Raw genomic sequence first — 12,557 nt, forward strand, 5'->3', positions numbered from 1 at the left:
ATAAGCACAAAAAACCCTCGGCGACAACCGAGGGTTTTTTTAAACGTTCAATTCAAAATCCAAACCAGGAGCCTCGCCTGTATAGTACCTGCTGCGTACATTTTGCACTGTTCGCATCATAGGATTAAGCGGCTGCAGTATTCGCAAGGCAGTGAGTCCTGATTCTTCCAACTTAAGTTCAATATCTTTATACAAGAAGATCTGCGTGGCAATAGACAGTTGTTGGTGTTTTCTGTGTGTGTCCTTCGGTATTTCTATATCTACTGCGTCAAATTCGGCTTCTGGCCCTTGTGCGTTGATCTTTTCGTATTGTTGCATCACTGTCTGGCGGTCTAATGTAAAAAGCGTGCCGAGATCTGTGTAGAAGTCTGGTTCCGCTTCTGGATTCAATGATAATTTATGCTGATGCTGTTTATCTTGATTCACGGCGTAGAGTTTTAAAGCGATCTTTTCTGGGATCAGAACAGTGTGCTCCGACAGTTGCGGCAAGAGGTTGTAGCAAATGGCTACCTGATGTTCTTGCGCCAATCCTGCTTGCATGGTTTCGCTCAGCAAGAAATCAACGCCTTCTGGATCGGTAATTTGGTAGGTAGTAGCATCTGTAACAGCGAATTCCCGAACATAGGCCTCTGCCTCGAAATGCTTTAAAACTTGTTTTAAATGTGCAGCGCTTTCCGGATTAATCTCCAGCAGATCCAATTGTAGTTCTTCTGGACTGAATCGCGTAATGAGCGGTAATACTAAGGTAGCAAATGGGCCTGTTCCCGCGTAGATCAAACGAACGGGTCGATCCAACGTATCATTTAGCTCTTTGACAGCTTGATATACGGCACTACTGTACGCTCTAGTTCGCATAATGTCTTCTACACAGCGAATGGCCCATTCTGTGCCAACGGCACGGCCAGCATCTGTATATATATCGTTGCGGTGCTGTTCTTCTTCGAGCTTTATTGCCGTTATCTCCAACAAAAGGGATTTATAGGTTTGACACCCGTTGAAAAGCTCCTGATAATGAAGCTCTGGGTTGTAAAGGCTGTCGGCAATCTCACCGAGGATCTTTAAGGAATTCTTCATAAGGCGAAGGTAAGACATCCCGTTAAAATTGAAAACGGGTATTTATACCCTTACTCATGCAAAGTGACTCCACTAGTTTTATTAAAGAAGCATAAAACAGCTTCATTAACGGGAAATCACTTAAATCATATTATTATGGATCCATTTATAGGAGAAATCATTATGTTCGGGGGAAATTTTGCCCCCAGAGGTTGGGCTCTTTGTGAGGGACAACTATTATCGATCAGTCAAAATACCGCCTTGTTCTCGATCTTGGGAACCACTTACGGAGGTGATGGTAGAACTACCTTTGGCTTGCCAGATCTAAGAGGTCGTGCTCCTATCGGAGCCGGAAACGGCCCAGGACTCACCCCTCGTCCTTTAGGACAAAAGACAGGTGCAGAAACTACGCTTTTACAAGCGTCTAACTTGCCGCCCCACAACCATACAGCTTCTTTAAATGTTAGTGGCTCAGACGCTACCCAATCCGCAGCAACCGCAAATGTAACCATTGCTACTCCGGGAACTTTGTCGGGGAGAACCTTCACGGCAACCCAAGGATTTAATGGTGCGAGTCCAGATGTAACGCTAAATGCCAGTTCCGTGCAAACAGGAAATACCGGTGGTGGTCAGCCAGCCAACAATATGCAGCCTGTACAGGTTGTAAACTACATTATTGCGCTACAGGGAGTTTATCCTTCTAGAAATTAATAATGTAGGCTTTCATTTGACGAAAGAGTTGTTCCTCACGGGGCAACTCTTTTTTTATTCAAGACCGATTTATTTTATTAACCTTAAGCAATCACTAACCGCAATTATGAAACCAGACAATTCAAGACGCAAATTCTTGCGCAACTCAGCAGTAGCTACTGTTGGTTTTTCATTAATTGGAACAGCAACACTAGCCAACGTCAACCCAGGTTCAAATTTTCCAGGATATTCAAGTTACTCCAACGAGAAAACCGATTTCAGATCCGGATTGAAACTAGACAAGCACCTTGAGATTAAAGGCCAGATATTGGATGCAAATTCCTTAATGCCGGTGGCCAATGCCAAAGTAGAGGTTTGGTTCAAAGATGCGAATTCGAGTTGGAAACTAAAACGAGGATATTTCCATACTGACTCCAATGGCGATTACAGCTTTAAAAGTGATTGGCCAGGTGGAAAAAAGGGCGAGTTGCCCCGATTCTATTTCCGTATCTCTAAAGACGGACGCGAGAATTACGGTTTGCTCTGTGTGAATCAGAAGCAAGCCTTCGCGCATTCGAGTCACTGGGAAAAACACCAAGCTCTTGGTGCCCAAACACTTCCTACCGTTAAGAACCAACTCACCAACAACACGATAAACTTAAATTTTTCACTTTAACTAAAACCAATACAAATTATGGAACCATTTCTTGGACAAATCATGAGTGTGGGCTTCAACTTCGCGCCTGTAGTTTGGGCTCGATGCGACGGCCAACTCTTAGCCATCGGGTCTAACACAGCACTTTTCTCACTCTTAGGAACCATGTACGGCGGAGACGGTAGAACTACTTTCGCACTTCCGGATCTGAGAGGGCGTATCAATTTGCACAATGGTAATGGACCGGGCCTTTCCAACTATGTGATGGGTCAGAAAATTGGAACAGAGACGAATGTTCTTAACGTAACTCAACTGCCATCGCATTCACATACTGCGAGTTTTAATGCAAGTGCTGCAGATGCCAATGCGAGTTCGCCATTTACTGGAGCATCTTTAGCTACTCCAGGGCAACAATCTGGACGTTCTTTTGTGCCTTCTTTAGGTTTCAATTCGGCAACACCAGATCAGCCATTGAATGGATTGACAGTAGGTAATACAGGGTCAAATCTTCCTGTAAATAACATTCAGCCATTAACGGTAACCAATTGGATCATTGCCCTGCAGGGAATCTTTCCATCACGTTCTTAATAATAAGCTGTAAAACTTAATCGATCTGTAGTTTCCAAGTTGGAGTGCCTGCGGTCGAATAACAGAACTTAAAGTGTTTGTTTTCTTTCCCTATTAGTGAACGAATGCAATACGAATTGCTAATCAATGATTTTGCCTTGGGCAAAATACGTTCTTTGTAAACTTGTATTTCGGCAAAAACCGCGGCGTCTGGTGTTTCAGTGAGATCTGCTGGAATTTGAATCCATTCAGATTCGAATTCAAACGGCTGCTCAGAGCTAACATCTTTCGCAATGCTAAAAAGTTTCGTTCGCTGTGTTGTTTCATAAGAGGGACCTAAAGTCTGAAGCTCTTTATAGAGGTCAAAGTAAGGTTCCTTTCCGTAAAATGTCAACTCCCCATACACGTCAATGGTTTGAGGTATAAACAAACCAGTAGCCTTTAATTGGGGTAAGAGGTTTTGCATGACCCTGACTTGAGGCTCTCTTGTAAGGCCTTTGTCCATCGTTTCCGATACCATTATATCAAAATGCTCCTTTGGAGCTTTGTAAGTTATTGCATCCGCAGTAATATAGTCTGTGATATAATCTTGTAATTGTAGTGCTTCCACTAGACTTTTGCCGCCGGATACAACGGATCTCAGAATGCAAGTGCAAATGTGACGGCTAATCCATATCCTTCTGCTATTGACGCGGATGTATTTGTAGCCGATAATAGCACTGTAGTAGGAACACTTTATTTTTGGAACCACATTAATGGACCAAGTGCTGCTTACGATGGTTACCGCGAGTCCAATTACGATATGGGAGATATTTCTATGTATGTTGCTACTGTTGGAGGTACAGCTGCTGCCAATGGCGGAACTGCTCCAACGCAGTATATCGCTTCTGGACAGGGATTCGGATTCAAGGCTTTGGCCGCAGGAACCGTAACCTATGAGAACGATCAACGTGTGGTTGGTAACAATACAGATTACAAGTCATTTGACGCTTCTAAAGTGCGTCTGTGGTTAAACGTTAAGAACGAGACCTATAAATTGGGTAGCCAGATGTTGGTGGCCTTTATGGAAGGAGCTACTGCAGGTTTTGAGCCGCAGTTTGACGCTAAGCGTTTGGGTACTCCTGTTTCTCTATTCTCTACCTTGGCCACTGGCGAGCAATTGACAATTCAAGCTCGCGAGGCATTTGATATGGGAGCAGAGATCCAAGTAGGATTCCGTTCTCAAATAGAAGAGAACCAATTGTTCACCATTTCGTTGAATGATATTGAATTGGGAACTTTGCCTACAGAACTGAACGTATACCTAGAAGATAAGGTAACAGGAACCATTACCAACCTAAGCACGGCTAACTATAGCTTTGCTGCTGAGGCTGGAATGGACGAAGATCGTTTCGTAGTGTTCTTTGAAGAGAAAGTGCTCAACACCAATGACAATCAGTTGACCAACTTGAGTGTGGTACCTAACCCAACTACAGGCCTTGTGCGTGTAGTAGCTCCTTCGGCAACGATAGAAGCGGTTGAGGTGCGCGATATTCGCGGTAGACTGATCACAAACAAGACCTTTAGTACAACCGATAGTGTGGATCTGGATCTTACAGGTTTGGATACGGCTATCTACTTTGTGAAAGTATACACCACAGAAGGTACTATCGTAAAGCGAGTTATTAAGCAATAATTAGAATTGCCTCTAAATAGAATAAACCGGTACTAAAGTGCCGGTTTTTTTTTATGTCTGAAATTGAGTTGGTATGCGATTGGGTTGGAAGTTTGAATTGCTGAATCCGCAGGAAAAATGGTTATTTTTATAAGCGCGAATCAAAGCATCTTAGAAGCCTAAATGATAAGCAAAATGACACCACTCTCAGCACAGGAATTACATAATCTAGCCATGAATATTGTGGGCAAAGATCTGGAAGAACAAGGCTATGAATTCCTCGGGGTGAATTCAAAGCTCAAAAAAGATCCGCAGTTTGTGGCCTTAAAGAACAAAGACCTTCACTTTGTTATTGTGCGGGCCATTGCTTATCCGCAAGATGCAAAGGCTTACGATCCTGTCTTTATGCAAACCATAAAACAACATGCCGATAAATTCAACGCCAAGACCTACTACGCCGGAGTGGGACTTGGTCACGGATCAGACTATGCAAAACCTCCGGTAAAAGATGAATCATATACTATGGTCTACCATGGACTTCAAGAAATTATTTAAAACTGGTATTGTTGGACTCCTACTGCTCTCGGCGGTGGGGTGTCAAGAAACAGATCCGCAGCTACACACCCTACAGGGCGGAGCTTTCGGAACCACCTTTTCTATCAAGTATTTTCACAGCGATAAATTAGATCTTAGCGTTGGTGTAGACTCGGTGATCAATGCGGTGAATCAATCCATGAGCACCTACTGGAAAGACAGTGATATCACGCGGATCAACAAGGGTGATTCTACTCAGATCACTGATGCCATGTTCCAGGACGTTTATAAGCTCGCTCAACGTATCCACCAAGAATCCGAAGGTTATTTTGATCCGACAATAGGAGTGCTGCGCAATGCCTACGGATTTGGTGATGAGAAACCACTGGCTCGAATAGACAGTATTACTTTGGATTCATTAATGACTTATGTCGGGTTCAATAAGGTTAAACTCAACCCAGACGGAACCATTACCAAGGCGCATCCACAGATCTATTTTGATTTCAACGCTATTGCAAAGGGATACGGCATAGATAGGATAGCTAACTACATAAAGGGCCAAGGATTGACTGATTTTTTGGTCGAGCTTGGCGGTGAGGTATATGCCTCTGGCACCAATATAGAAAGGAATTCTCCGTGGATCACCGGTATAGAAGCTGTAGACTCCAATTTAGAAGTACGAGGCTTGCAAGCTAAGGTCAGTTTACAAGATTTGGCCATGGCGGCCTCTGGGAACTACCGAAAATTTAGAGTGGACCCTAACAGTGGGAAACGCTATGTTCATACTTTGAATCCGCTTACTGGCTCCGCAGAGACCAGCGATGTTACCAGTGCGACCGTGGTTGCGAAAACCTGCGCAGAAGCAGATGCCTATGCCACTACATTTATGGCCTTAGGTTTAGCGAAATCTAAAGAATTATTGAACCGTTTAAGTGGGGTAGAGGCCTATCTGACCTATGCGATTGGAGATTCCACTGCAGTCTATTATTCTCCGGGATTTAAACCTTTGCTCAGAGATTAAGCTGACGGTTTTTTGCAATAGGGGATAAGCTCTCCCCATGCCAATCTATAGGTGTCTGACATTTCTTTGCCTATGGTCTGGGTATAATCCACAGCAGTTACTTCAAAGCCTGCCTGCCGCAACTTATCAAAGTAATCACGACCATAGACGCGAACATGATCGTATTGCCCAAATATTCGGGTGCGTTCTTCTTTATCGGTTATACTTGGATCTTCAAAGGTGGACTCTCTATTGAGATCCTGTGGGATCTGAAATACTCCCCAACCACCTGGACGCAAGACGCGAAATAACTCCTGCATGGCCTGAGTGTCATCTTTAATGTGTTCTAGTACATGATTGCACAAGATCACATCAAAACTAGAATCCTCAAAAGGTAAATTACAGATATCGGCTTTTACATCGGCTACAGGAGAATTGAGATCCGTAGTAACATAATCTAAATGGGTCATCTTTTTAAAACGCTTGTAAAAGGCCTGTTCTGGAGCAAAATGTAAGAGCTTTTGCGGCTTAGTGAACAAGTCAGTCTCTTGTTTTAAAAACAACCAAAGTAAACGGTGTCTTTCTAATGACAAAGTGCTTGGAGACAGCACATTCTCTCGAGTTTTGGCATAACCGTAAGCTAAGAAGCTGCGAAAACCTCTACCATCTATAGGGTCGATATAGCGTTGCCCCCGCATGAAAAAGGCCAAAATAGGTCTTACCACATAACTCAATCGAATCAGCAGTGGTCTGGGCAAAAGGTTTAAAAAGAATTTAAAGATCGCCTTCATGGGTTATAACACCAGGGCCTCGGCTCTAAACGGTTCTTCTTCGTCACTTGTTATGCCAAGGGCCTTGTAAATATAACCAAAGGTAGATAGCAATTCAGGTTTTCCATTGACCAGGGCTACGTTGTGCTCAAAGTGCGCACTGGGTTTTCGGTCACGCGTGAGAATGGTCCAACCGTCTTTGAGTTGCTCAATGCGGTGTGTGCCTAAATTGATCATAGGTTCAATGGCCACCGTCATACCCTCGATAAACTTCTTGCCACGTCCTCTACGGCCGTAGTTAGGCATTTCTGGGTCTTCATGCATGGTTCGGCCTAAACCGTGCCCTACGAGTTCTCTAACTACACCATAGCCGTGTTGTTCACAATGCTGTTGGATGGCGTAGCCTACATCGCCCGTACGATTACCCTTTTTAAATTGTGCAATACCTAGGTAGAGTGATTCTTTGGTCACCTTTAAGAGCTGTTCAACCTCCGGAGCAATTTCGCCTACAGCAAAGGTATAAGCATGATCTCCGTAGAATCCATTTTTTATAGCCCCACAATCGATAGAGATGATATCTCCCTCCTCATAAGGAGTGTCATTGGGAATTCCATGAACTACCTGAGCGTTTGGGCTCATGCATAAGGTGTTGGGGAAGTCATATAAGCCTAAGAAACCTGGAATGGCTCCATGATCGCGAATAAAGGTCTCGGCCAGTTTGTCCAAATGCAGACTTGTTACTCCGGGTTTGACCTCGCTGGCCAGCATCCCTAAGGTTTTAGATACGATCAAAGCGCTTTCGCGCATGAGTTCAATTTCTTCGGCAGTCTTTGGAATGATCATATTATCGTTTTAAAAAGGGGAATAATGATTTGGATTTTTTGGTTTGCTGCGGAGGTTCACCTATAAGTTCTTGATAGATCAGGCCCCAATCCCACATACCGCCAATGTTCCGATCGTCTATAAAGATATCTGCATTGATCTTGCGTGACACATCGTCTGTAGCCTCTTCTTCTGGAAAGCTTTGGTTTACCGCATTGAATTCTACGCCATGCTCCTTGCAAAAGACCACCGCCTCGTCTAGGCTTTTCCCATGTCGATAAGTCCACAAGATAAGTCGGAACCCTTTGTCTTGTAGCTTTTTCATGGTATCAAAAGCAAAGAGCATGGGTTTGCCAATTCGCGGATAGGCATTTTCAACTATGGTTCCGTCAAAATCTACAGCTATTTTACGCGTTTCTTCCAATCGCTTAATGTGTTAAGATCTTACCCGTCATTGCCTGTGGTATAGAGACGCCCATAAGTGCTAAGGTCGTCGGTGCTACATCGGCCAGAATACCATTGGCAATACTGGCGGGCTGATTGGTTACCCAATAAAGCGGCACCGGATTGGTAGTATGTGCCGTGTGTGGACTACCGTCCGGATTGATCATGGTCTCACTGTTTCCGTGATCGGCAATGATCAGAATATCATAATCTTCTTTTAAAGCAGCCTCAACAATATCTGCCGCACAGCTATCAACCGTTTCACAGGCTTTCACCGCGGCTTCGAAAACCCCAGTATGTCCTACCATATCCGGGTTGGCGAAATTCAGACAAATGAAATCAGCCGTTTTGTTAGCTATCTCAGGAATGATCTTATCGCGGATCTCAAAAGCGCTCATCTCGGGCTTGAGGTCGTAAGTAGCTACTTTAGGAGAAGGGCATAAGATCCGTTTCTCTCCTTCAAAAGGTGTTTCTCGACCTCCGGAGAAAAAGAAGGTAACGTGTGGATATTTTTCCGTCTCCGCTATACGGATCTGAGTCTTGCCGGCCTTCTCTAAAACCTCGCCCAAGGTGTCGTTCAGATTCTCTTTGTCGTAGATCACCTTTACGCCTTGAAAACTATCGTCGTAATTGGTAAGGGTTACATAGTGCAGCTTTAAAGGCTTCATCTCTTGTTCCGGGAAAGCTTGTTGACTCAAGGCTTGTGTGAGTTGCCGTCCGCGATCTGTTCTGAAGTTAAAGAACAAGACCACATCTCCATCTTTTATGGTCGCTACAGGAGCCCCGTTCTTTGTCATACAGATGGGTTCTATGAATTCATCGGTAATATCGTTGTCATAGCTTTCTTGCATGCTAGCCACTATATCTGTACTCGGACTTCCTTTACCGTGCACTAAAAGATCATATGCCTTTTTGACCCGTTCCCAGCGGGTGTCCCGATCCATGGCGTAATAGCGTCCAATAACGCTGGCCAATTCTCCCGTAGATTCCTTGAGGTGTTTTTTAAGCTGAGTTAAAAAGCCCTTGCCACTTTTAGGGTCTACGTCACGACCATCAGTAAAAGCGTGTACGTATACCTTAGACAGGCCGTGGTCTTCCGCCACGTTCAAAAGTCCTTTTAAATGATTGATATGCGAGTGGACACCTCCGTCAGATACTAAGCCTAACAGATGCACAGCTCTATTTTCGTTCTTAGCGTAGTTGAATGCTTCTTGGAGCACGGGTTCTTGTGCTAGGGTGCCTTCTTTGACCGCCTTGTTGATCTTGGCCAGATCTTGATAAACTATACGTCCTGCACCCAGATTCATATGGCCTACTTCCGAGTTTCCCATTTGGCCTTCTGGTAGGCCTACGTGCATTCCATCTGTGCGTAGCTGGGCATGTGGATAGCTTGTCGCAAGGCTGTCAACAAAAGGAGTATTGGCTTGGGCAATAGCAGAGACCTTAGGGTCTTGGGTCATTCCCCAACCATCTAGAATCATCAATAAAACCTGCTTACTCATGGGCGATGTTTTGCTGCAAAATTACACCAAATCATCGACAATTAACAGGCCTTAATTAACTCCTATGCCTTGTTCTCGGTACTTTTTGATAGAAGCTCGGATTTCGTCCATGCGATTGTCCGGGTCTGGGTGGGTACTTTGAAACTCCGGAACGCGGTTAGGGCCTGCTGCGGCCTTTAATACTTCCATCACTCCGATCATTTCCTGCGGATCGTACCCGGACTGCATCATAAAGAGCACGCCCAAGTCGTCACTTTCGAGCTCGTCATCACGACCGTTGCCCAAAAGCACATTTTGACCTATTCCTGCAACCAGCCCTCCGGCATCTGCGCCGACAGAGGCTCCTTGCGAGACTGTTTGCCAGAATTCTGTTTCTGCTATGCGCTCTGCAGAATGCCTTCCTAATACATGACCGATCTCGTGCCCGAGCACTCCCGCCAATTGGTCTTCATTGTCCAGTTTTGAAAGTAGGGCGTAAGTGATAAAGATCTGTCCTCCAGGTAATGCAAAGGCATTAATGGTCTGATCGTCTGCTAAGAGGTGGAATTCATAACGGTAAGGCGTGTCGTTGGCAATACTGTTGTTTACTAGTTTCATCCCAACGCGATCTACAAAATTCTGTAGGTCTTGATTCGGAAAATCGCCGCCGTGCTGTTGTTTCATTTGAGGCATGGCCTGTAAGCCTATGGCGATCTCTTGGTCGGGTTCCATAGAGATTACCTGCTCTCTTTGGGTGTAGGGGTTGACTTCTGTATTGCTACAGCGTTTAAAATAGGCAAAAGCCACAATGGCCAAGCCAAATAGTATTCTGATCTTCCAATTACCTCTTCGCAACATGACACTTATTTTTTGTAGGCTTCAAAGTACAAAAAATAAGTGCTGGGCTTAGGGCAACAAATCCGGATTTACATCCGAAATGTTGTCTTGTAGGTATTTTTCGATAAACTGCACATTCATATGTTCTGATCCTGGGATTTCGAGGCGTTCTAGCTCCGATTTTATATCCAGTTTCAGGTAAGCTGCTAGATATTTTTGAGAAACAGGTTTATAACTGAAATGCCAAGGTTCATATTTAAAACCTTTGCGTTTTGCATTGTTCGTGTAGACTTCAAAAAAACCAAAGGATTCGGCATGGGCGTCCATCCATTCTTTGAATTTGCAAAACGGACCTTTGCCGTGAAAATGTTGTGGTTCTAGAACGCTTTTGGGTCTTGGGCTGGCCCCACCATCAATGAGGTCTATATCGGTACCCCAATGATGTCTAGATGTACCTGGAATGGTAGAATATTCAATGATCTTTTCCATAGCGGCCAGCGGAGACATGCCCGCCTTGGTGAATCTGTCGTATTTACCAGACCAAATGGCGAGTTGTCTGTCGTAAGATCTAAAGGCAGAGGCGACTTCAATCTGTATGCCGTCTGCTGCTGCTGCAGCGCTCATCTTTTCAAAAGCGCTCCAAGTTTGGTGCTCCAATTGGTAGTCGGTTCCAACCAATTGGTCGTTGGCATAGCCCATCAGGAGTGCTTTGGGAATAAGGTCTTGATCCATAGGAATTCTAAATCCGCTCAGCAAGGGTAAACCGGCAGTTGCTAAAGCAGTCGTTTTTATAAATTCAATACGTTTCATAGGCTTGGCGTTTTAGGCAATAGAGGTTGGCCAATTGACCATCATAGACTATGGGTTTTACAAAATTAAGGCCACATTTTTCTAACACGCGTATCGAACTGGCATTCTCTCGGTCCGCATGAGCATAAATGGCGGCTAGCTCAAAGTCTTCGAAACCCAAGTCGATACAGGCCTTGGCAGTTTCGGTGGCAAATCCTTGGTTCCAACGGTTGCGAAAAAATCGAAAGCCCACTTCTGTGAGCTCCTCTTCTGGGTGATATTTCAATCCGCAGAAACCAATAAAAGAATCATCTTCCTTTAAGCAGACGGCCCAACGGCCATAGCCATACCGTTCATATTGGTCGTATTGGGCAATAAAGTCTGTCGCTTCTGCGACACTCTTAAAAGGAGCGTCACCGGTGTAGCGAATTACTTCAGAATCCAAATTCAATTGATAAAAGGACTCCGCATCACTGAGGAGAAATTCCCGTAAATAGGTTCTTGGAGTTTCGCAGATCACCTTCATAGGGCTAATTTAAACAATTGCTATAAGTAACTTTGAATGGCAGTTTCGGGAGGTAGCTCCTCAGCTAATGCATGTTGCTTGAACAATCTTGCTGAATGTGGCCCTTTAAGTACGATCGATTCACCGCTAACCGCTAGCCAGCTCCCTTCGCGCAAACCTATTACCGGAATAGAATTCTGACTGTGGAATTCTTCAATACGCGTTTGGCGCGTTTCGCCCATATGGGTGCTTCCTGCGATTGGATCCAGGTAATGCGGATTAATGTTACAGGGAATCATTCCTAAGGTTTTAAAAGAAGGCGGATACACGATAGGCATGTCGTTAGTGGTCTGCATATTCACTCCGCAGATATTACTGCCAGCACTGGTTCCCAAATATGGAGTGCCACTAAACAGTTTGGCGCGTAAGGTCGCCATTTGTCCGTTTTGATGTAGCGCCTTGACCAGCACAAAGGTGTTACCACCACCTGTGAAGATAGCCTGTGCATTCTTTATGGCAAACACGGGGTCTCTAAAAGTGTGTAGCCCAACAACCGCAATGTCGAGTTGAGCAAAAAATTTCTCAGCATGTGTCGTATACTCCTCATGTGTAATACCTCCAGGCCGCGCGTAGGGTATAAAGAGTAACTCACGCACTCCAGAAAAGAATGATCTGAGTGTTGGTTTTAAGTATTCTAAATAGCCTTGACCGTGAACTGTCGAGGTGCTGGCGAGAATGAGATTTTGCAACTTTATA

16 protein-coding genes are annotated in these 12,557 nt (G+C 44.6%); 6 read left to right on the plus strand and 10 right to left on the minus strand.

Annotation, left to right across the window (positions count from 1 at the left end; genetic code table 11):
* Positions 1-39: 39 nt before the first annotated feature.
* A complete protein-coding gene (locus AC0J2F_RS10430; protein ID WP_473007596.1) occupies positions 40-1,074 on the minus strand; it encodes an SAM-dependent methyltransferase in 1,035 nt (344 codons plus the stop codon).
* A gap of 135 nt (positions 1,075-1,209) precedes the next feature.
* On the opposite strand from AC0J2F_RS10430, the gene AC0J2F_RS10435 reads away from it, so the two are divergent.
* The 3 genes from AC0J2F_RS10435 to AC0J2F_RS10445 all read left to right on the plus strand — a co-directional run bounded on the left by AC0J2F_RS10435 (position 1,210) and on the right by AC0J2F_RS10445 (position 2,986).
* Positions 1,210-1,764: a phage tail protein gene (locus AC0J2F_RS10435; RefSeq protein ID WP_374958536.1), complete on the plus strand. Its 555-nt coding sequence runs from the start codon at positions 1,210-1,212 to the stop codon at positions 1,762-1,764.
* A gap of 106 nt (positions 1,765-1,870) precedes the next feature.
* The gene (locus AC0J2F_RS10440) at positions 1,871-2,419 is read left to right on the plus strand and encodes a hypothetical protein (protein ID WP_374958535.1); all 549 of its coding nucleotides are present in this window, start codon (positions 1,871-1,873) and stop codon (positions 2,417-2,419) included.
* An 18-nt stretch (positions 2,420-2,437) separates the two neighbouring features.
* Positions 2,438-2,986: a phage tail protein gene (locus tag AC0J2F_RS10445; protein WP_473007597.1), complete on the plus strand. Its 549-nt coding sequence runs from the start codon at positions 2,438-2,440 to the stop codon at positions 2,984-2,986.
* 16 nt (positions 2,987-3,002) lie between these two features.
* Here the strand turns inward: AC0J2F_RS10445 and AC0J2F_RS10450 are convergent, their stop codons facing one another.
* Entirely contained in the window at positions 3,003-3,575 is a 573-nt protein-coding gene (locus AC0J2F_RS10450; RefSeq protein ID WP_473007598.1) for a hypothetical protein, read from the minus strand.
* A gap of 48 nt (positions 3,576-3,623) precedes the next feature.
* Here AC0J2F_RS10450 and AC0J2F_RS10455 point away from each other — a divergent pair, with 48 nt between their 5' ends.
* From AC0J2F_RS10455 to AC0J2F_RS10465, 3 genes are all read left to right on the plus strand, one after another.
* On the plus strand, positions 3,624-4,640 hold the full coding sequence (locus AC0J2F_RS10455) for a T9SS type A sorting domain-containing protein (protein WP_473007599.1): 1,017 nt from the start codon (positions 3,624-3,626) through the stop codon (positions 4,638-4,640).
* A 174-nt stretch (positions 4,641-4,814) separates the two neighbouring features.
* Entirely contained in the window at positions 4,815-5,174 is a 360-nt protein-coding gene (locus tag AC0J2F_RS10460) for a Na(+)-translocating NADH-quinone reductase subunit F (RefSeq protein WP_087523216.1), read from the plus strand.
* Positions 5,128-6,174, plus strand: a complete 1,047-nt coding sequence (locus AC0J2F_RS10465; protein WP_473007600.1) for an FAD:protein FMN transferase — start codon at positions 5,128-5,130, stop codon at positions 6,172-6,174. Before AC0J2F_RS10460 ends, AC0J2F_RS10465 begins: the two co-directional genes overlap by 47 nt.
* On the opposite strand, the gene AC0J2F_RS10470 is transcribed toward AC0J2F_RS10465, so the two are convergent.
* The 8 genes from AC0J2F_RS10470 to pepE are packed head-to-tail and all read right to left on the minus strand — an operon-like array spanning position 6,171 to position 12,550.
* Positions 6,171-6,944, minus strand: coding sequence for a class I SAM-dependent methyltransferase (locus AC0J2F_RS10470; protein ID WP_473007601.1), 774 nt, complete (start codon positions 6,942-6,944; stop codon positions 6,171-6,173). The genes AC0J2F_RS10465 and AC0J2F_RS10470 overlap by 4 nt on opposite strands.
* A gap of 3 nt (positions 6,945-6,947) precedes the next feature.
* A complete protein-coding gene (map, locus tag AC0J2F_RS10475; RefSeq protein WP_473007602.1) occupies positions 6,948-7,766 on the minus strand; it encodes a type I methionyl aminopeptidase in 819 nt (272 codons plus the stop codon).
* Position 7,767: 1 nt separating this feature from the next.
* Positions 7,768-8,169 (minus strand): BT0820 family HAD-type phosphatase, encoded by a 402-nt coding sequence (locus AC0J2F_RS10480; protein ID WP_473007603.1) that lies wholly within the window; start codon positions 8,167-8,169, stop codon positions 7,768-7,770.
* Positions 8,170-8,173: 4 nt separating this feature from the next.
* Positions 8,174-9,691, minus strand: coding sequence for a 2,3-bisphosphoglycerate-independent phosphoglycerate mutase (gpmI, locus tag AC0J2F_RS10485; RefSeq protein ID WP_473007604.1), 1,518 nt, complete (start codon positions 9,689-9,691; stop codon positions 8,174-8,176).
* Positions 9,692-9,742: 51 nt separating this feature from the next.
* On the minus strand, positions 9,743-10,525 hold the full coding sequence (locus AC0J2F_RS10490) for a M48 family metalloprotease (RefSeq protein WP_473009386.1): 783 nt from the start codon (positions 10,523-10,525) through the stop codon (positions 9,743-9,745).
* Between the two features lie 51 nt (positions 10,526-10,576).
* Positions 10,577-11,317 (minus strand): M15 family metallopeptidase, encoded by a 741-nt coding sequence (locus tag AC0J2F_RS10495; RefSeq protein WP_473007605.1) that lies wholly within the window; start codon positions 11,315-11,317, stop codon positions 10,577-10,579.
* Positions 11,304-11,822: a GNAT family N-acetyltransferase gene (locus AC0J2F_RS10500; RefSeq protein ID WP_473007606.1), complete on the minus strand. Its 519-nt coding sequence runs from the start codon at positions 11,820-11,822 to the stop codon at positions 11,304-11,306. Before AC0J2F_RS10500 ends, AC0J2F_RS10495 begins: the two co-directional genes overlap by 14 nt.
* Positions 11,823-11,842: 20 nt before the next feature.
* Positions 11,843-12,550, minus strand: a complete 708-nt coding sequence (gene pepE, locus AC0J2F_RS10505; RefSeq protein ID WP_473007607.1) for a dipeptidase PepE — start codon at positions 12,548-12,550, stop codon at positions 11,843-11,845.
* Between the last annotated feature and the right edge of the window lie 7 nt (positions 12,551-12,557).

The organism is Gilvibacter sp. CC01, assembly GCF_055755295.1.